This is a genomic window from Deltaproteobacteria bacterium (genome assembly GCA_012522415.1).
Taxonomy (GTDB): Bacteria; Desulfobacterota; Syntrophia; order Syntrophales; family JAAYKM01; genus JAAYKM01.
This window is the reverse complement of the sequence record JAAYKM010000077.1, coordinates 1-20,369: the sequence shown is the minus strand read 5'-3', so window position 1 is coordinate 20,369 and position 20,369 is coordinate 1. Positions and strand designations below refer to the sequence as shown.

18 protein-coding genes and 1 riboswitch are annotated in these 20,369 nt (G+C 53.4%); of the genes, 3 read left to right on the top strand and 15 right to left on the bottom strand.

Annotated features, from left to right (window positions below; genetic code table 11):
* Positions 1-106 precede the first annotated feature (106 nt).
* From GX147_06780 to GX147_06770, 3 genes are read left to right on the top strand one after another with little or no spacing between them, the layout of a single operon-like run.
* Positions 107-1,843: a radical SAM protein gene (locus GX147_06780; GenBank protein ID NLN60396.1), complete on the top strand. Its 1,737-nt coding sequence runs from the start codon at positions 107-109 to the stop codon at positions 1,841-1,843.
* A 36-nt stretch (positions 1,844-1,879) separates the two neighbouring features.
* Positions 1,880-2,662, top strand: coding sequence for an exodeoxyribonuclease III (gene xth / locus GX147_06775; GenBank protein ID NLN60395.1), 783 nt, complete (start codon positions 1,880-1,882; stop codon positions 2,660-2,662).
* A 21-nt stretch (positions 2,663-2,683) separates the two neighbouring features.
* A complete protein-coding gene (locus GX147_06770; protein ID NLN60394.1) occupies positions 2,684-3,199 on the top strand; it encodes a DUF484 family protein in 516 nt (171 codons plus the stop codon).
* A gap of 328 nt (positions 3,200-3,527) precedes the next feature.
* On the opposite strand, the gene GX147_06765 is transcribed toward GX147_06770, so the two are convergent.
* The 15 genes from GX147_06765 to wrbA form a co-directional block, all read right to left on the bottom strand.
* The gene (locus GX147_06765; protein ID NLN60393.1) at positions 3,528-4,040 is read right to left on the bottom strand and encodes a purine-binding chemotaxis protein CheW; all 513 of its coding nucleotides are present in this window, start codon (positions 4,038-4,040) and stop codon (positions 3,528-3,530) included.
* Between the two features lie 156 nt (positions 4,041-4,196).
* Positions 4,197-4,583, bottom strand: a complete 387-nt coding sequence (locus GX147_06760) for a hypothetical protein (GenBank protein NLN60392.1) — start codon at positions 4,581-4,583, stop codon at positions 4,197-4,199.
* Complete coding sequence (locus tag GX147_06755; protein ID NLN60391.1) at positions 4,583-6,001, bottom strand: sigma-54-dependent Fis family transcriptional regulator; 1,419 nt, start codon at positions 5,999-6,001, stop codon at positions 4,583-4,585. Before GX147_06755 ends, GX147_06760 begins: the two co-directional genes overlap by 1 nt.
* A 103-nt stretch (positions 6,002-6,104) precedes the next feature.
* Positions 6,105-6,857: a hydrolase gene (locus GX147_06750; protein NLN60390.1), complete on the bottom strand. Its 753-nt coding sequence runs from the start codon at positions 6,855-6,857 to the stop codon at positions 6,105-6,107.
* A 34-nt stretch (positions 6,858-6,891) separates the two neighbouring features.
* The gene (locus GX147_06745) at positions 6,892-8,232 is read right to left on the bottom strand and encodes a CCA tRNA nucleotidyltransferase (GenBank protein ID NLN60389.1); all 1,341 of its coding nucleotides are present in this window, start codon (positions 8,230-8,232) and stop codon (positions 6,892-6,894) included.
* Positions 8,233-8,350: 118 nt separating this feature from the next.
* Positions 8,351-9,640 carry a phosphomethylpyrimidine synthase ThiC gene (thiC, locus tag GX147_06740; protein NLN60388.1) on the bottom strand — a complete coding sequence of 430 codons (1,290 nt, stop codon included), beginning with the start codon at positions 9,638-9,640 and terminating at the stop codon, positions 8,351-8,353.
* Between the two features lie 94 nt (positions 9,641-9,734).
* Entirely contained in the window at positions 9,735-10,556 is an 822-nt protein-coding gene (gene thiD / locus GX147_06735) for a bifunctional hydroxymethylpyrimidine kinase/phosphomethylpyrimidine kinase (protein ID NLN60387.1), read from the bottom strand.
* Positions 10,553-11,251 carry a thiamine diphosphokinase gene (locus GX147_06730; GenBank protein NLN60386.1) on the bottom strand — a complete coding sequence of 233 codons (699 nt, stop codon included), beginning with the start codon at positions 11,249-11,251 and terminating at the stop codon, positions 10,553-10,555. Before GX147_06730 ends, thiD begins: the two co-directional genes overlap by 4 nt.
* Positions 11,252-11,329: 78 nt before the next feature.
* Positions 11,330-11,420: riboswitch (TPP riboswitch) on the bottom strand.
* Between the two features lie 14 nt (positions 11,421-11,434).
* Positions 11,435-12,241, bottom strand: coding sequence for a TatD family hydrolase (locus GX147_06725; GenBank protein ID NLN60385.1), 807 nt, complete (start codon positions 12,239-12,241; stop codon positions 11,435-11,437).
* A 96-nt stretch (positions 12,242-12,337) separates the two neighbouring features.
* Positions 12,338-13,357 (bottom strand): nitronate monooxygenase, encoded by a 1,020-nt coding sequence (locus GX147_06720; protein ID NLN60384.1) that lies wholly within the window; start codon positions 13,355-13,357, stop codon positions 12,338-12,340.
* 218 nt (positions 13,358-13,575) lie between these two features.
* A complete protein-coding gene (locus GX147_06715) occupies positions 13,576-14,091 on the bottom strand; it encodes a ferritin family protein (GenBank protein NLN60383.1) in 516 nt (171 codons plus the stop codon).
* 125 nt (positions 14,092-14,216) lie between these two features.
* On the bottom strand, positions 14,217-16,688 hold the full coding sequence (locus GX147_06710; protein NLN60382.1) for a copper-translocating P-type ATPase: 2,472 nt from the start codon (positions 16,686-16,688) through the stop codon (positions 14,217-14,219).
* Positions 16,672-16,872: a heavy-metal-associated domain-containing protein gene (locus GX147_06705; protein NLN60381.1), complete on the bottom strand. Its 201-nt coding sequence runs from the start codon at positions 16,870-16,872 to the stop codon at positions 16,672-16,674. The genes GX147_06710 and GX147_06705 overlap by 17 nt, the downstream gene beginning before the upstream one ends.
* A gap of 221 nt (positions 16,873-17,093) precedes the next feature.
* Positions 17,094-18,800, bottom strand: coding sequence for a YgiQ family radical SAM protein (locus GX147_06700; GenBank protein NLN60380.1), 1,707 nt, complete (start codon positions 18,798-18,800; stop codon positions 17,094-17,096).
* 73 nt (positions 18,801-18,873) lie between these two features.
* Entirely contained in the window at positions 18,874-19,485 is a 612-nt protein-coding gene (wrbA, locus tag GX147_06695; GenBank protein NLN60379.1) for an NAD(P)H:quinone oxidoreductase, read from the bottom strand.
* Between the last annotated feature and the right edge of the window lie 884 nt (positions 19,486-20,369).

Genomic DNA, 20,369 nt, shown 5'->3' with positions numbered 1-20,369 from the left:
ACGACAACGGCGAATCCGACTTCGATATCCCGGCTTTTTTAAGGAGGCAGGCAGATTAGAAAATCCTTTGGCAATGAAAAAGTGATGAACATATGCGGCATCGACCATGTCCTGGGAACTGATAAGAAGAAACCGGGCCCTTCTGGATCATGAAACGGGTTCCAGGAAAAAAATTTGGGGAAAAGGGCTGACAGTCTGTTTGGCTTACCCCCATTTCTATCAGACGGGAATGGCCAATCTCGGGTTTCAGACCGTTTACCGGATCATCAATGATCTGCCCTTTTGTCTGTGCGAGCGTGCCTTTCTCCCCTCCCCTGAGGATGAGGCGCACATCCGAAAGCGCACCCTGCCTCTGTTCAGCATGGAATCACAGAAACCTCTGAGTGATTTCGATTTCATCGCCTTTTCCATTCCTTTTGAGAACGATTACCCCAACATCCTCAAAATTCTTGAACTCGGCAGAATCCCGCTGAAAACAGAGGAACGCACCGAAAGCGACCCCCTGTGTCTGGCCGGAGGCATTTCCGTAACCCTGAACCCCGAACCCCTGGCTGCCTTTGTGGACATCTTTCTGATTGGCGAAGGGGAGGGCCTCATCCCGGAGTTCTTTACGGAAATGAAAAAATCTGTGGGAATGACGAAGGATGAACGACTGAAAATTGTCCAGCAAACCGTCGAGGGGGTTTATTCTCCCCGCTTTTATAATGTACGCTACACGGAAAACGAAACCATCCTGGATGTCCGGCCCAAGGCAGAGGTGTTTCCCGTAAAGATCCGGAGAAGATGGGCGCCGGACATCAACTCCTTTTGCACCGACCAGGTCCTGGCAACGGACAAAACGGATTTTGGCAACATGTTTATTACGGAAATCAGCCGGGGATGCCACAGGGGATGCCGGTTCTGCGCCGCAGGTTTCGTTTATCGTCCTTTCCGGTACCGTCATCTTTCCATGCTCAAGCCTTCTCTGCAACAGGGGGTGATGCAGGGGAAACGTATCGGCCTTCTGGGAACGGCCATTTCGGATCATCCGGATCTGGAGGCGATCTGTCGAGCGGTCATGGAGGAGGGAGGAGGCCTCTCCCTCAGTTCATTCCGCGTTGATCGTATCACACCCGAAATCGCCGCTCTGATTCGGGAGGCAAAAATCGATACCGTAGCCCTGGCCCCCGAAACGGGATCGGAGCGGCTGCGGCATGTTATCCGCAAAAACATTTCAGATCGGCAAATTTTTAATGCACTGAAAATCCTGATTGACGAGAACGTCCTGAACCTCCGGCTGTATTTTTTGATCGGTCTCCCCACAGAAACAGACGACGATATCGACGCCCTGGTGCGCCTGGTCAAGCGGATACGACATGAAACCCTGGCTCACACAGAGGGGAAAAAAACTTTCCGCCGTCTGACCCTGAGCATCAACCAGTTCATCCCCAAACCACAGACGCCCTTCCAGTGGCATCCCCTGGAGGATATCCAGGTGGTAAATCGACGGGTCAAGCGCATCATTCGCGAACTGAAGGATGAACCCGGTGTTCGCGTACTTCGCGGTCTTCCCAAATGGAACTATATTCAGGCTCTTCTATCCCTGGGAGACCGTCGGGTCGGCCAACTGCTCTTTCTCGTCCACCGACTGGAAGGAAACTGGTCCCAGGCATTGAAGGCGTCGTCAATGAACACCGACTTCTTCGTATACCGGCAGAAACAACGTTCCGAGTTCCTGCCCTGGGATTTTATTGCCACGGAAACGGACCGGTCATACCTGGAAGCAGAATATGAAAAGGCACTGAATCGAATAAGAATTGATCTTATATCCGGAAAGGGTGATTATGGCGGGACCACAGATTGAAATATCATTCACTGAAAGATACAGGGGATCGACCTCATGAAGACTTTTAATATTGCCACGTTTAACGTCAATTCAATCCGTTCCAGACTGCACATCGTTCTCCCCTGGCTTGGCACTCATCAGCCCGACGTACTCTGCATGCAGGAAACCAAGGTGGAAGATGCGAAGTTTCCCCTCTCTGATTTCATCAATTCGGGGTATCACGTTACATTCCGGGGAGGCAAGCGGTATAACGGCGTCGCCATCGTCACCCGGGAAAAGCCGAGTCAAATCCTCCACGGTCTGGATGACGACGGTCCCCCCGACGAGGACCGCCTGATTGCCTTGAAAGTTGGGGAGATCCACATTCTCAACACCTATATTCCCCAGGGACGTGATCGCAACTCAGAACAATTTCTTTATAAGCTTCGCTGGTTTGAACGGCTGAAAACCTTCATTCAGACGCATTGGGTTCCCCAGGATCCCCTGATCTGGTGCGGGGATTTGAATGTCGCCCCTGAAGCGATCGATGTCTATGACCCGAAGCGCCTTCTGGGCCATGTCTGTTTTAACCCGGATGTCTGGGCGGCCTATGCGAATGTCCGAGCCTGGGGATTTACCGATGTTTTCCGCAGGCATCATCCCGACGAACCCGGGCAGTACACGTTCTTCGATTACCGGGTCCCTCAAACACTGGAACGGGGACTGGGCTGGCGTATCGATCACATCCTGGCGACGGGGACACTCGCCGATAACTCCCGGTCATGTTTCATCGATCTGGAACCGCGAAGGGCGGAAAAGCCGTCGGATCACACCGTGTTGATTGCTGAATTCCTTTAAGAAACAGGAGGTTTGAAGATTATGTCCGACACTTGGAATGTACAGAAAGTCAACGAAGAATTGCTGAGAAAATTTCAAAAGATACAAGCGGTCCTGTTTTCCTGCGACAACGTAACGGAGCTCTGTGAAAAGCTCCTGCAAGAAATGGGACAGGAATTTAACATTCCTTTCGTCTGGATGACCCTGATTGATGAACCCACAACCGCATACTTGAGGAAGGAACTGCTTCTATCCGCATACCTTGCGGAACGATTGAATTTGCTCGGTGGCCAATCATTCCGTGAAATTATCGGCCAGGCCACGACGCCCGTACTTGCCAATGAAAACGTGACGCCCTTCTACCGTCTTTTACCGGGCAATACAAAGTATTTCATCAAATCTTTCGCCATCTGCCCCCTGGCATTCAACGGTGCCGTCATGGGCAGTCTCAACTGCGGTGATCCATCGGCCACACGCTACCAGCCGGGAATGGACACCACTCTGTTGAACAATCTGATGCAGAAGGTCTCAACTCGGATGGCCTATTTCATCGTTTAACCCTCGGTACCCGCCCCGTTCCCTTCTGCAAACGCGTTTTTCAACCGACGCTCCTATGAGAGCTCAAGGGAAATCTGTCGAACAAAGGTACAAAGGTCCTGGGGCATCCCGAATTCCCAAATTTTCCAGGGGCAATACTTCCTCGGAATGCAAGAGAGATTCAGCCGTTTTGATCGGGGAATATTATTCCCGAAACGGATCGGGGTCCCCCATTCCAACCCGGTCAATCAGCAAAACTGCACATGGCCAACTACGGACTCTGCAACCCTGTCAGTTGATTGTTATCACGAGGTCCCCGGCAAGATGAGATGATCCATGCGCAGGTCGGTTAAATGATTTGTTCCAGCACCGTGATCTCCGCACTCGACAGGATCCGGTCAATATCGAGAAGAATTTTGACCCCTCCGTTCGTCTTGGCCATACCTAAAATGTAGTCCGTATTCACATGGCCGCCAAAAGCAGGTGTCTCTTGGATATCGTTTCCTCGAATATTGATGACCTCCGAAACCGAATCAACGATGACGCCAACAGCCATATTTTTGTCCCCGGCCAGGATCTCAACCACAATGATGCAGGTTCGCTCCGTGTAATCCATGGCGTCAAGTCCGAACTTCAGCCGAAGATCCACAACGGGAATGACCTTACCACGCAGATTGACGACCCCCTTGATGTATGCGGGAGCCTGAGGAATTCGGGTTATATTCATCATGCCGACAATTTCTTTGACTTTAAGAATCTCGATGCCGTACTCTTCAGCGTCCAGAGAAAAAGTCAGGTATTTCCCCTCCCTGACGGCCATCGCCCGAAGCGCTTGATCGACCAGAGTGATATCGTTGCCCATTTTTCCCCTCCTTTCCCTTCTTGATATGTTTGATTTCTCCATAACCTGGTTCTTATGTAGAGCTTGTTGCAAGCTCGAGTGGTTTATCGGAATGACTCGGTTCACACTTCAGGATCATTTTTAAGGGGACAAAAAGAGGCCATGCAGAGCGGTTGCTCAACTTTTTACATGCAACATTCTTCCCAGTACTTTGAGGACATCCTTGAAACCAGGCGTCGGCTTGGTCAAAAAACGGGGATGAAAACGGTGTCCCATGGCAACCGTGTCTGCCTCTTCATCCGGAAGAATCAGGATCGAACGGACATCGCGGATCAATTTCCTCAAAGCCGCCAGAGCCCTCACCTCCTCTGTGCACGAAGGGCAAAGAACCAGTATGGTGTCGGACAGAGGACCACGGAGCCCTTGTGACAAAGCGGATACCATATTGAACACGACCAGAAGGTGTTTTGGAATGATCTTCTCTATGACAGATTGCAGTTTATGACCCTCTGGATAATCCTTAGATATGTAGAGGATGACTTTCATGGGCGTCGCCTTCGTCATTATGGTATTTCATCAGTGACGTTGTGACGGTCGATTTGATGTTTTTTCATCAGTTCGTACAGACGCGGTCGAGACATGCCTGAAATGTCACAGGCCTTTTTGATACTGTTCTTGGCGAATGACAGAAGATTAATCACGTACTGGCGCTCTGCCTTGTCGATCGTTTGTGTTCGCATCTCTTTGTAACTGGGAAAGTCCTTCTCGTGCTGCCTGACGGAGGAATCTCCGGTTTTACTGCTTTGAATCATCAGTCGCTTCACACTGACCCTGACATAAAGGGGTAGATGCTGACCAAAAAGAGTCGGGCTGTCCAGCCCTGCATTATGGGCCATTTCCAGGGAGTGGATCAATTCCCTGATGTTTCCGGGCCAGTTATAGGCCATCAGGACATCGACGAAATCGGGCGCGAAACCTTTTACACCCATACCATAACGTTTGCAGATTTTTGTGGAATGAAAAAGTGCAATTTCCAGGATGTCTTCCCGACGTTCCCGCAGGGGAGGGATCTCCAGTGTCAGGGTCTGCAGCTTCTCGTACAGATCTCCACGGAATGTGCCTGCATTGATCATTTCCTCGAATTCCCCTTTTGTGGAAACCAACAAACGGAAGTCGCTCTTGATTTCCTGACGACAACCTACGGGGCGGACATGGCGTTCTTCAAGAACCTTCAGCAGGGTTTTCTGAAGCCCAAATGAAATTTCCTCAATGTTTTTGACCAAAATCGTACCTCGGTCGGCCTGCTGAAATAAACCCGTTCTGGTTTCATCATCCAAGTTGCAGGCGCCCCTGACATCTCCGAACAGAATGCCCTCGAGCAGAGTCACCGGCAACGACGCACAGTCCGCAATGACCAGATTTTTGCCAGAGCGGACACTGTTGTCATGAATCGCCCTGGCAATCAGCTCCTTCCCCGTTCCCCCCTCCCCTTTCAGCAGAACATTGGCGTCTGAAATGGAGGCTTTGGCCACAAAATCGAGGCAGGCATCCAACTGAGGACTTTTCCCAACGATGCCTTCCCGTTTCAGGGATTTCAGGTTGGCCTTCTGTTTCTTCGTTTCTCGATATTGCAACGCACGGATAATCGGCAGGGTCATCATCGGCAATGACGCCGGCTTTTCGATATAATCCCATGCACCGCTTCGAATCGCCAGTTCGGCGCCGTCCGCGTCTCCATAACCCGTCATAATGATAACCTCCGGCGCCGACGGAGCACCCTGGAATTCAGGCAGAGAGGCGATCCCATTTCCATCGGGAAGTCGAACATCAAGCATCACCACATCAAACTCTTTGATCGTGGCCAAGTAAAGCCCCTTGTTCAAGGTCAGGGCGGTGCTTACGTTATGCCCCATTTTCTGGATAATTTTCTTCAGGACGTCAACGGTCGTTTCGTTGTCGTCGACAATTAAAACTTCTGCCATCTGATTTCACCGTTTTCACATGATTTCCGGGAGAATTGGGCATCCATTCAGCTATTTTTCACCAAAAGAATCATATACTTCCTGTTCCCGCCCATCCTCGTGATCAAAGATAGCTTCTTCCTCCCACATAACGGGCTCGATAGTACATACTGGATAATGAATCCCGGCGGATGGCCTTGCCTGTACCGGCGGCGTGGATGAATTCGTCTCCACCCACAAAGATACCCACATGAGAGATTTTACCGCTCCCGCGGGTATGGAAAAAAATCAGGTCGCCCGGTTGAAGCGCCTCCCGTGCGACCGCCGTGCCGCTCTCGTACTGATGGGTGGAATGTCGGGGCAGTTCCAAACCGTTCAACTGGTAAACCGTCATCGCGAGGCCGCTGCAATCAAAGCCGGTGTCCGGTGAAACACCCCCCCAAAGGTAGGGGACCCCGATGAATGTTTCGGCTGTTTTGACAATCTCCGTTCTTAAATAAGACGTCCCGTACCGTTTCTGTCGGGCAACCGCATAGGCATCCGGACTGACAATATAAAATTCCTCGATGACTCCGGCTTCCCGAAGCGCCTCCGCCTTCTGCCTTGCCAAATCCCGGGTGTGGTAATTACCGAAACGAACCTTATAAAGATCCTGATGGGCGACATAATAGATGGCGTTCAGCCCGCGGCGGCGCAGTGCATCGGCCAGCCGGGCCGCATTTTCCACATTGGCGAAAGCCCCCACCTGGATCGTGTAAGCCACCCGGGGCAGTTCCCGGTGAGTTTTCGTCACCACGGGTCTCTCCGGAACCGGACCTCTACCCGCACACGCTATCAGCATGGCGATGAAAAGTAAAGCCGTTCCCCGCAGGAACACGGCTTGACACAGCGAACCCTTCATTTTTTCTCTCTTAACGTGGCTGCCAGCGATCAAGCACCATCCGCCGAGCTTCCTCTTCTGTCTTTACCTTCTCTTCCAGTTGGGCCGTTTCCAGGGCCCTGAGAATTTCCTTGAACAGAGGTCCGGGCCGAAATCCCATCGCCTGCAGATCATGCCCTGAAAGCAAACGGGGGGGATGCAGTTCCGTACTGGATAGCGCCTCCCGCTGCTCTTCGCAAAACCTGTAGGTGTCAAGGGTTCCGCAACTTCCCAGACAGTCCAGCCTGTGAAGTTCCAGGTGCAGATCAAATTCCGGCATGCGGAGAAAACGTTTCAAACGATGGGGCCGCATATCCCGGACAGTCATGAATACCATGTGTTGGGAAATCAGGGCAAGAACGGAGTCGATGTCCGCGGCGGAAAATCTCAGGCGATTCATGATCGATTGCGCAATTTCCCCACTTCTCCGGACATGCCCATAAAAATGAACGCCGCGCTCATCCCTGGTGCGAACTCGGGGCTTGCCGACATCGTGAAGCAAAACCGCCCAAACCAGTCGCCGCCTTTTTTCCTCAGTCAATCCGTAGGGGAAAAAATCCAGCATGCGCAGAACATGCGACCAGACATCCCCCTCCGGATGATACTGTTGCGACTGCATGACCCCCTCCATGGCGGCCACTTCCGGCATGATTTCCTCAAGGAGGCCTGATTGCGCGAGAAGTTCCATCCCCCGCCGGGGATGACCCCGGGTGAGCAACCTGTTCAGTTCATCCCGCACACGCTCGGCACTGATCCGGCCGATAGCCACGGCCTGAGCTCGTATGGCGGAAAGAGTATCGGGATCCAGTTGAAAATCGAGGTTGGCTGTAAAACGGACTGCCCGGAGCATGCGGAGATGATCCTCCGCAAACCGCTTTTCCGGGGGACCTATGGAGCGTATAAGGCGTCTCTCTATGTCCTGCCTGCCGCCGACAAAGTCCCTGACCTCCCCTGTATCGGGATCCATGAGGAGGCCGTTAACGGTAAAATCCCGTCGTTGCACATCTTCCTCGGCGCTGCCGAAGCTGACCAGGGAGGGTCGGCGCCCGTCTTCGTAGCGTCCTTCCCTTCGATAAGTCGCCACCTCGAAGGCATGCCCCCCCTCTATCACCTGAATGATGCCGAAAGCCAAACCCACCGGCACCGTCTTCGGAAACAGACTCTGCACCGCTTCAGGCCGGGCGGACGTGACAATATCGAAATCTTCGGGCTCCGCTCCCAGCAGCAGGTCCCGAACACAGCCTCCAACAAAGTAGCCTTCATAACCGGCTGTTTTCAAGCGCCGGACAATCCCCGCAGCCGTTTCCCGTAAAGATAGCTGATGATTGGACATCCGTCCCCTCAGAAGGCCGCCGCCCTGCTTCACCTCTTCTTCATGACCAGATTGACGAAATATACCAAACCGGTGATGGTGAAAAGACCAACGATGACCCGGGCCGCCTCATTACCCCTTAGAACATCCTGTGGCTTTCTTTTTTACCCAGCTTGATGGCGCACAATTCACCACACATCGTGCATCCCTCTTCCCTGGCGGTCTCGCTTTTTTCCAGCCATGCCGCACTCCGAGCCGGGTCGATCGAGAGGTCGATCTGGCCCTGCCAGTTGAATTCCTTACGGTAGCGGGCCATCTGGGCGTCCCGTTCAAAGGCGCCGGGAAAATCCTTGGCCAGATCGGCGATATGGGCGGCCAACCTGGAAGCCATGATCCCTTCCCGGACATCATCCAAATTGGGAAGACGCAGATGTTCCGAGGGCGTCACATAACAGAGAAAGTCCGCCCCGGCGGATCCCGCAATAGCCCCTCCGATGGCTGCCGTGATGTGGTCGTAACCAGGAGCGACATCGGTCGGCAAGGGCCCCAGAACATAAAAAGGCGCCCCGTTGCAGAGCCTCTTCTGCAAAAGGATATTCGCCTCAATCTGCTTGATCGGCACATGACCCGGCCCCTCTATCATTACCTGAACCCCTCGTTCGCGGGCCTTCCCGGTCAGTTCTCCCAGCAACAGGAGTTCCTGCACCTGGCCCCGATCCGTCGCGTCGGCAATACAGCCGGGGCGCAAACCGTCTCCAAGACTCAGGACCATGTCATAGCGGTACGCAATATCCAGAAGCCGGTCATATTCCGCGTAGAGCGGGTTTTCCTGATCGTTGTAATCAATCCATCGGGCCAGAATCGAGCCCCCCCGGCTGACAATGCCCAGGAGGCGCCCTTCCTGGGTAATACATGCGATGCTTCTTTTCGTCACACCACAATGAACCGTAATAAAATCAACACCATCTTCGCCATGCTCTTCAATCGCCCGGAAAAGATCCTCCCCGTTCATCTCGACGATGGATCTCCCGTCAGCCAGGGTATCAGCAGCGGCCTGATAAACAGGCACCGTTCCCACTATCAGGGGTGAGGCCGCCATCACGGCCTGACGAATGCCGCGAATATCCCCTCCCGTTGATAAATCCATCACCGCATCTGCACCGGCTTCAACACAAACCCGAACTTTCTCCAGCTCCCAATCCATGTCATGACGGTCCTGCGATGTGCCGATATTGGCGTTGACTTTGGTTCTCAACCCGCGGCCGATGGCGACGGGCTCACACGCCGGGTGCTTCCGGTTTTTGACGACCACGATCGACCCTTCTTCAACGCCTTTACGGATAAATTCGGGACTGACCTTTTCCTTATCAGCACAACACTTCATTTCATCCGAAACAATTCCCTTCCGTGCCATATCTAACTGTGTCATAAAGCTCCTCCGACAGATCTCAGATCCGTATGATGCATCTTTTTGTATACGATGGCACAAAAACCATCCCTGCAGGATACCATTTTACTTGGAATCAGCATGGTCCCCCTTTTTTTACGATAGGTGCCAGATGATTCGTCGGCCCGTGCCCCGCCCCAAGGGGAAAAGCATATCGGATGGCTTCCGTAATATAATCCTTTGCCTGCGCAACAGCCTCCAGGAGGGTTTTCCCCTGAGCAATTCCCGTTGCCAGGGCCGCTGAAAAGGTGCATCCCGTACCGTGAGTGTTCGGCGTTTCAATCCGTTGCGTCGTAAACTCATGAATATTGTTCCCATCGAAGAAAACATCCAGAGCGGCTCCTTCCAGATGACCGCCCTTAACGATTACACATCGGGACCCCATATCAAAAATCCGTCGGGCAGCCTCTTTCATGTCGGTGGGCGTTTTGATGGTCATTCCGGTCAGCACTTCTGCCTCGGGGATGTTCGGAGTAATCACAAAAGCAAGGGGAATCAGCGCCGCCTTCAAGTAAGCCAGGATATCTTCCCGGACCAAATGGGTTCCGCCTTTGGCCACCATGACCGGGTCCACCACGAGTTTTTCCAGCCCATAGGCTTGAATTTTCTCAATCACGACTTCCAGAATGTCCTGTCGCGCCAGCATGCCCGTTTTGGCGGCATCCGCTCCGATATCGGACATCACCGCATCAAACTGGGCGGCCACAAATTCAGGCGGTGTATCGAAAATGCCGTGCACCCCCATCGTGTTCTGAGCAGTCAGAGCGGTTATGACGCTCATCCCGAATCCACCCAGAACCGTTATGGTTTTAAGGTCGGCCTGAATTCCGGCCCCGCCGCCGGAATCGGACCCGGCGATCGTCAGTACCCTGGCAGGCATCGAACCCGTTTCCCTCATCCGTTTTCCTCCTCCCGCCCATATGTCCTGACTATAAGCAGATAGCCGGAAGAAAGGGTAACCGTTCCCCGACCATGAAGCATACGGTTGCTGATCCCATACGGTTTCCCAAGTTCCATGCTTGCCTCCTCCAGGGGATATTCAAATCCTTTCAGCGTGAGTCCCCTCACTTCCGTTGTCATGGGAAACAGGGAAACGATCTCGCCCGAACGTCCCCGCATTTCACATGCTTCTGAAATGACGAACATCTCCATCGTCGCATCGACAATTCGCGTTCTGACACCCGCCCGGGCCGCACACACCAGGAGGGAAATATTCGCCAGGGTGTGGTCGATTCTTCCGCCCAAGGCGCCGTGGATTTCAATTTCATCGGGCTTTAGCGCCATGGCATAGTGAAGAGCAAGTTCCGTATCCGTTTCATCCTTGCGTGCCGGGTGTTTCAGAACCCGGCATCCCTTTGCCTGAAGATCCTCAAACTGTGCCGCCGACAGAGAATCCATGTCTCCGATCACCGTTTGCGGGGTCATACCCAGAGCCAGCATATGACGGGCCCCTCCATCCGCACAGACCACTTCCGCCGGGTTTGCCTCCCGGAGCCTGCGACGAAGGTAAAGAAGATCCTCCAGGGGACCTCCGGAAACAATGAAGACAATACTTTCCCCGGCTCCCAATCCCGGTGCGCTCCTACGAATCATGCCCGACTCCCCCGGCTCGCCCAATCAATAAAAAAGGCCACCCCCCGATAATCGGAACATGGCCTGCATCCCAACAGATCAATGTTTTTTGCCACTCCCTACGCTGGTACTATCCAGATCAGGTTCTAAGGGTATCATCTCAGCCAAGCCGGCACCCCTTTTAAAACATGACAATAAAATCGTTCAGAGAACCCGATTCACGGGGAGACCTAACACAGCGACATGTTCATGTAAAGCAAAAACATCCAGGGCATTCTTCGTTGTAGCCTGCTCCACGTCGATCAGAGGAACCTCCTTGGTTTCGGCAATCTTCTCCGCCGCCCAGGTGATATAAGCCGGCTCATTCCGCTTGCCCCGATATTTATGGGGTGCCAGGAAGGGCGCATCTGTTTCAATCAAAAGCGTGTCCAGGGGGACCCGCCTCACCACGTCACGTATTTCCTCCGCCTTTGGGTACGTGACTGTACCGGGTATTGAAATGTAGAATCCCAGATCAAGGCATTGGCGGGCCATATCGTAATCACCAGAAAAACAGTGAATAATACCGCGTCTGCGACCTTTCCATTCCTTCAACATCTCCAGGGTTTCCCGGTGGGCCTGACGGTCGTGAATGATCACCGGCATATCCAAGCTCTGGGCCAATTCCAGTTGCTCTCCAAAACACCGGATCTGCGTCTCCCGGGGAGAGTGGTTGCGAAAAAAATCGAGGCCGATTTCCCCATACGCCACAACCTTTTCCCTTCGGGCAAGTTCAGCCAGCAGGTCATAGGTATCGGAACGGATTTCTTTCACATTGTGCGGATGGATGCCGACCGCGGCATAGACCATGTCGTATTGTTCCGCGATTTCAACGGCTCGGAGGCAATCGGGCAGGTTGATGCCGACCGTAACAATAAACGCCAGTCCGGCCTGGCGCGCCCGTTCAATCACCTGTTCGCGGTCTTCGTCAAAGTCTTCCAACTCCAGGTGGGCATGTGAATCAACAAGCATGGTAGATTATCCTGCAATTTCTCCTTGATCGGCGGCCCAATTCCTCGAAAATCATCCGATGATCCGGCCATGCAACACAACAGATCCCAGACATCATCAGGCCTGGATCATGCTTCCAAGCCGCTCCACACAGTGCACCGCTTTCCCGACCATCCGATCCAGCAACTCCCGGCAGGAAGGAATATCCTCGATCAAGCCGACGGACTGACCGATCATCAGAGGCGCTCGATCCACATCACCGCCATCCCAAGCCTGTTTGATTTTCTGACCGGAAAGAAGGGGAATGAGTTCGCGCAGCCCACCATGACGTTCCTCCACATCAAGGATATCCTGGATCAGCTTGCAGCGCAAGGCTCTCCCCTGAAAGCCGACCGTGCGGCCGAAAATGGTCGTTTCGGATTCCCCTCTTCGCAGCAGCTCGTGCTTGATGTTGTCGTGAACCTCACATTCCCGGGTGGCAATGAAACGGGTGGCCATCATGACCCCTTGGGCTCCCAGCACCATGGCCGCCGCCATGGAACGCCCATCGGCGATACCGCCTGCCGTAATCACGGGTAAATCGACGGTATCGACCACTCTGGGTGTCAGGAGCATGGTGGTCACATCATCTTTTTGAGGATGTCCCCCCCCTTCAAAACCCACAGCGTACACCCCATCATACCCCACCTTCTGGGCATGCAGGGCGTGGCGTACCGATCCGACCTTGTGGAATATCCTGACATTCGCCTTCTTCAACATCTCGACGGTTTTCATTCCCGACGCGATATCGAGAGGCATCCCGGAAAACTCGATTCCCGCGACCTGCTCTTCAATGCAAACCCGGATAAACTCATCATGCTGGACTGTTGTAACCCGAAGCGAAGGAAGGCGATAATACTCACGGAAGGACGGCACAAAGGTGATGTTGACCATAAACGGCTTATCCGTCAGTTTGCGTGTTGTGTGGATAGCACTGCGAAATTCCTCCGCCGTCGAATAATTCCCCGCGGTCAGATTCCCCATGCCGCCCGCGTTGGATATCGCAGCACAGAACTTAGGCTTGCACAACCACATCATGGCTCCGCATACAACGGGATACTTCACGCCAAACATTTGGGTGATGGCCGTATCAAACATAGGGGGATCTCCTTTTGGTTTCCGCCTGCCTCGATCATATGCCGGCAACGACCAGCTCTTTAGCTATACCATAACCCCAATAAATCCGGCAATCACAATCCGTTAAGTGCGGTATTCATCGAGAAGGCGGGACACCCGGTCACAAAACGGCGAGACGCCCATGGCCAATGGCCATGGGCGCCGCAAAACACAGTGTGGCATTTGTCGATCTCTGGTTTTTACCAGTGTCCTCTCGTCATCTCCTTCTGATGATAATAAAATTCCGGGAATTCCAGGAAGGCAAGGGAATCCATGAGGCTCAAAAAGTGCTCCGTTTCCTCATTCACCAGAAGCATGTAAAACTTTTTTTCCATGGGGTCCGTTGCCCCCGCTGCGAGCGACTGGTAGTACTTAATCCCGTCTTCCTCAAGCTCCGCCGCGGTCTTGATCGCCTTGATATCATCAGCCGTACCCTGTTCCTTTTCTTTGCTCCGGCTCAATGCTTCGGCAAAAATGTTTGCAGGCACGTCCCGGGGTTCGGAAACAATTTTTTCCGGCCATTTCCCCGACGCCTCCAGGGCTTTGTACAATTCTTTGAATCTTTCAATGTGGGATTCCTCCGCTTTGATCAAAAACTCAAACATCCATTTGCCCGTTTCATTTTTGGTCTCCCGGTGGCATTTTTCATAAAATTTCTTTCCGTCCTCCTCCATTTGCAACGCGCGTTTCAACGCTTCCAACCGATTGTCACCCATCGCATGCCTCCTTATCTGATTTCATTCATAAATCTTTTTTTCATGATGCAGCACAGTTGAAAACAAATCCCAATTGTAAAAGCAATGTAATTTTTCACCCCCCGTAAGTCTAGGGAAAGCTTTTTTCAGACGGGAAGCCGCCTCAATCTCAGAGAATTGGTCACCACGGAAACGGAACTCAAGGCCATGGCCGCAGCGGCAAATTTGGGATTGAGCAGCACGCCGAAAAAAGGATAAAGCACACCCGCCGCGATTGGAATGCCGAGTATATTATAAATAAACGCCCAGAAGAGGTTCTGGCGGATAACCCTCAGGGTGTTCAGGGACAAACGGATCGCCGATGGAACCAGGTTGAGATCGTCACGAATCAGCGTTATATCACCCGCCTCCATTGCGACATCCGTTCCGGCCCCCAGGGCGATACCGATATCGGCCGCCGCCAGGGCCGGCGCATCGTTGATCCCATCCCCCACCATGGCCACCACCTGCCCCCGCTCCTGAAGATCCTTAATCGCTTTGGCCTTGTCGCCCGGCAGAACATCGGCCAGCACGCGGTTGATGGCAAGGGATCTGCTCACCGCCTGGGCGGTGGCGAGGTGGTCTCCGGTAATCATCATGATCTCGAGCCCCATCCGCTCAAGAGATCTGATGGCGCCCAAGGCCGAATCCCGCGGCTGATCGGCAAAAGAAACCATCCCCTTGATCCTGTTTTCGACGGCGACGAATACGCAGGTTTCACCCCGTTCCGCCCTGACAAGAGCCTGTTCGTTCAACCCCTGCGTCGCAACATTCATTTCCTCCATCAACCGGAGATTCCCCACCAGACAGGTTTTTCCGTCGATGACGGCTTTCGCCCCTTTCCCAGAGATAGCCTCGAAGGAGTCCAGAACCTGCGGCGTCAAGCCCCGATTCTTTCCCGCGCTGATGATAGCCTGGGGCAGGGGGTGTTCCGATACGGATTCCACAGACAGGGCTATCTGCAAAACCTCCTCCGCCGTGACATCCTCCGCGGTCAGGATTTCCTTGACCAGAGGTTCGCCCCGGGTCAGTGTCCCCGTTTTGTCGAACACCACCGTTGTCAACCGGTGCGCCATTTCCAGCGTTTCACCACCCTTGATCAGAATACCCCGTTCCGCCCCGATCCCGGTTCCGACCATCACCGCCGTCGGTGTCGCCAAACCCAGGGCGCAAGGACAGGCGATCACGAGAACGGAAACAAAATTCAGGAGTGCCCGGTTGAATGAGGCTTCCGGAACCAGAAAATACCAAACGAGAAAGGTGACCAAGCCGATACCAAAGACGACCGGGACAAAAATGGATGCAATCCGGTCCGCCAGCCGTTGTACCGGAGCCTTGGAACCTTGCGCTTCCTGAACGAGGTGGATGATTTGCCCGAGAACCGTGTCGGCACCGACTCCTGTGGCGCGGAATTGAAAACTTCCGGATTTGTTTATGGTTGCAGCAAAAACTTTACTCCCAACGCTCTTTTCTACGGGCACGCTTTCCCCGGTCAACATCGATTCATCGATGGAGGATTCTCCCGTGACCACAACCCCGTCCGTGGGAATTTTTTCTCCGGGACGGATCAGGATCAGGTCACCTTCAACCAATTTCTCTACGGGGACTTCTTTTTGATTGCCATCACTGATCACCCAGGCATATTTGGGCCTCAAATCCATGAGTTTCCGGATTGCCTGTGATGTCCTTCCTTTCGCCTTGGCCTCCAGAAGACGACCGAGGAGAATCAGGGTAACGATCATGGCGGCCCCATCGAAATAGACATGCGGCAAAAGATCGGCCCGGGAGAAAAACCCGGGGAACAGGGTCGCCGCAACTGAATAGAGGTAGGCCGACAGAGCACCGACAGCCACAAGCGTGTTCATATCAGCCGTTTTCTGGCGAGCCGCCTTGTAGGCGCCGACCAGAAAGCGTTCGCCCACCCAGAACACAACCGGTGTCGTCAGAACCATAAGCGAATAGAGCATCACGCTTCTGGGAATCGCGTCCAGGAAGGGGAACCAGTGCTGCATGGAGCCCAGGAAAATAACGATGCTCAAAAACGCCCCGACAAAAACCCTCGTCTTCAAATCCCGTATTTCCTCTTCCCGTGCCCGTAAAATCGGATCATCCCCGATTTCATCCGGAACACCCAAATACTCATACCCAGCATCGCTGACAACCTGCCTGACAGCCTCCAGACCACCCCAATCCCTGGGATCATACGTCAGAAACGCTCTCGCCGTAGCCAGGTTTACACTCACTCCCTGAACACCCGGCACCGCCTCAATTGCCTGCTCGACTCGCCGGACACATGCGGCACAGGTCATGCCCCCTATGGATACGGGGATTTTTTGCAGGCCTTCGCGAGCATGTTCCTCAACCTTCAATACATCATAACCGATCTCGCTCACCGCCTGGGCGAGGCGGGTCGAATCGGTCAAGGCCGGATCAAAGACAACCGTCGCCTTCTCGGTGGCCAAATTGACGGAGACATCCTGAACACCCGCCTGTCCGGCCAGTCCCTCTTCAAGCCGACTGACGCAGGAAGCGCAATGAAGTCCCCCGACATGAATGACCGCTTTATTCGACGACGTCATAGCCTGCCTTTCGCACGGCTGCTTCAACGGCCGTCATATCGACGGGCACCGTTTCTTCAAAAGTCGCCTGCCCTGTCGCCAAATCCACTTGGACATCCGTCACACCCGCAACGCTGTTCAAAGCCTTGGTCACCGCTTTGACACAATGCTCACAGGACATGCCGCGAACGATTATTTTTTTCATGACACCCTCCTCTTTTGGTTTTGTTCCTTTCCGATCTCATGATGGATCGATTCCCTTAACCAAACAACTGAAACCGCCGCATGACGCCGCCATGAACAGCCAGATTTCAGGTTTTTTTAATATGGGCATGAGGTCCGGAATTGTACAGGACAATATCACCGGACAAAGGGCATGTCCGAAAGACCATCGTTCCGTTGGGCCGGGCATGTCAACAGGGTCCGTTACCCCTTCGCAAATCCAAACCTTCCTTTGCGAACCAGACGCGCCTTTTGCCTTTCTTTTCCGGATATGGTTTTTTCCACAAAGATCTCCCTGCCTGTAAAGGGATCCTTATTCGTGTAATACATGACACTTGCGTAGGTCGAAGGCAGGGGGGTGAATATTTGGACCTGTTCCGGGTGGATTCCAAGCTCTCTGTCTACGAGATTCCGCAAAACGTCCATGTCTCTTTCGCGGCATCCCGGATGGGCGGCAATAAAATAGTAGGTCAAATACTGTTTTTTCCGGCCGCAGCTCAGGCGTTCAAAGAGATTTTTGAAGTCGAGCAATTGTCCGGCCGCCGGTTTCTTCATCAGATCCAGAATATGATTCTCCATATGCTCCGGAGCCACCTTCATCTGCCCCGATATATGATGGCGGATGAGTTCTTCAAGATAGACCGGGCCGTTTTTCCGGTCATGCAGAAGCAGATCGTATCGAAGACCGGAAGCAACAAAAACCTTTTTCACACCGGGTATCCGTCTCAGTTTTCTCAAGACAGTCATGTGGCGGTTATGATTGACGGGCAACCGATGACATACCCGCGGATAAATACAGCGCTTCTCTCTACAGGCACCCTGCTTCAGTTTTCTTGTGCATTCAAAGCCATACATGTTCGCCGTCGGGCCGCCAACATCCTGAATGTAGCCTTTGAACCGCGGGTGGGCGGCCAAGCGCTTCGCCTCCTCCAGGATGGACGCCTCACTCCGCCACTGTATTGTCCGTCCCTGATGCACGGCAATGGAACAGAAACTGCACTCACCGTAACAGCCTCGATGGGTCGGGATGGAAAATCGAATCGTCTCCAGCGCCTTGACCTGTCCCTGCCTTCCGTAAAACGGATGAACATCGTGAGTGAAGGGAAGGCTGTGAACCATATCCAGCTCCGCCTGCGTCAGGGGTAAGGCCGGTGGGTTCTGGATCAGATAGCGGCCGTCCTGCTTTTGGCAGAGGCCCCTGGCCGTAATCGGATCGCTGTGCTCATAGAAAAGCCGGAACATTCGCGTGAAAATCCTGTCGTCAGCAGACACCTTGTCAAAGGATGGCAGTTCCAAATAATCCGACCTCTTCTCCCGGGACAGATAGCAGAGACCCCGAATATTTCCGGGATATTTCCCCGATTTCAATGCGGCGGCAAAGTGGAGAATGCTTTTATCGGCCATCCCGTAGAGCAGATAATCCGCCGGCGCGTCGCACAAAATGGCCCGACGGAGCCGGTCGGCCCAATAGTCGTAGTGGGCTATCCGCCGGAGGCTGGCTTCAATGCCTCCCAGAACAATTGGGACACGTTCCCCGGGTAGCGAACGAATTAAATTGCTGTAGGTAATGAGTGCTCGGTCCGGCCGTCGGGTATTTCGACCGCCGGGGGTGAGGTCATCGCGGTTCCGTTTTTTCTTTGTCGCCGTGTAATTGGCGACCATCGAATCCAGACAGCCTCCCGTAACACCCCAGAAAAGGAGAGGTTTCCCCAGACGGTTTATCTCCCCGGGCGTACGGATATCGGGTTGAGCGATGACGCCCACCCGATAACCCGCCATAAGGAGAATCCTTGCGATAACGGCGACGCCGACGAAGGGGCTGTCGATATAGGCATCGCCCGTCACCAGAATTACATCCACCGCTTCCCAGCCCCACGCCTTCAGTTCTTTCCGTGTTGTGGGAAGAAACATTGACCGTCGGTTCCCATGACTTTGAATGTATGATTCGTTTAAGACATCCATCCAAAAAGCGGATGCAGCGCCATCATCCAAAAAGTTTGGCGGTTATGGTCGCTACATGCCTCCCTTGAAAGCGTGCGCCTGCCAATTCCTGCTCGTTGGGCACGCGTTCTCCCGTGTTGCCGGCAATCGTTGAGGCCCCGTAAGGCGAGCACCCCGCAACGATATCCGTCTGGGTTTGTTCGTCAAATGTATAGGGCAGGCCCACAATAATCATTCCATGATGCAAAAGCGTCGTGTGAAAACTGAGAATGGTTGATTCCTGCCCGCCATGCTGCGTCCCCGAACTCGTAAAAACACTTCCTACCTTGCCCACCAAGGCCCCTTTCGCCCAGAGTCCGCCTGTTCCATCCAAAAACTGACGCATCTGACCACACATGTTGCCGAAACGGGTCGGAACACCGAAAATGATCGCGTCGGCAACAGCCAGTTCCTCCACGGCGCAGACTGGCACATGGGCAAACGTTTTTTGTACGTCGAAGCATCCGATCGCTTTCAACAATTCATCCGACAGGGTTTCCGGCACGCGCCGGAGAGAAATTTGTGCTCCCGCCACCTCTTTTGCCCCCTTTGCAACCGCTTCGGCCATTCGATAGACATGCCCGTAAGCGGAATAAAAAACGATCAAGATTTTCATCACTTTATCCTCCTTTCTATGGATTTGTGTTTCCCTGCGTTGCCCGCCGGGCCGAATTTATTTCAAATGCCGAGGATGATTCCAGTGGTCATCGGCGCTGTCACGATAGAAACCAAGGTTAGAATGAGCACAAGATGGACCGTATGGCGATGAAACGGGCCCATGACCCTTTTATTCTCCACGCGGGTTTGCGGAAAACCCGCAACAAGGATTCCCGCGGGGAAGCACACCGTGAAATTACGGATCATACATGGGATGAATGATCGAACTCGCCGTGGAGGTCCCATACATATTGCAATGTTTCCCGGTAAGGCTTCAACGGCGTAATCATAAGTAAATTCATTCCCGAACCCGTTTCGATAAGCACCATTCCCTATGGTATGCCTGTTTTTTATAACGGCGACGCTGCAAGTATAGTGGAACCTCGGCGCGGAGGAGGCATGCGAAATCTTCACCTTGAGGATTTTAGCATGCGTATCATAACTCAAGGTTCAAGGGAATCTCCCCGGGTGGATGGGCCACGACGATACCAGGCGGGATCGGGTCCGGGAGGAACACGAGCAGCAGAAAACATGTCGCCTATCGGATCCACCGGCCTGTGGCAACACCCATATGGTTCCAATGGTTCCTTACCTGTGCCTCCCATATTGAACATGTTGCACCACCCTGAGGATTGAGTCATCACGCTGGCAAGGGCGTGGACAGGGTTATACGGAAACAGCTTTTAATGTTTGCCAAAATGTTGAATTAAATTACCCTAATTTATACAGCATGACAATATTGAATTTCAGGGAGGCCAATCCCTTGTCCGATGAATTTTACATGAAACGGGCGTTGACACTCGCCCGGAAAGGTGCGGGTTGGGTCAGCCCCAACCCCATGGT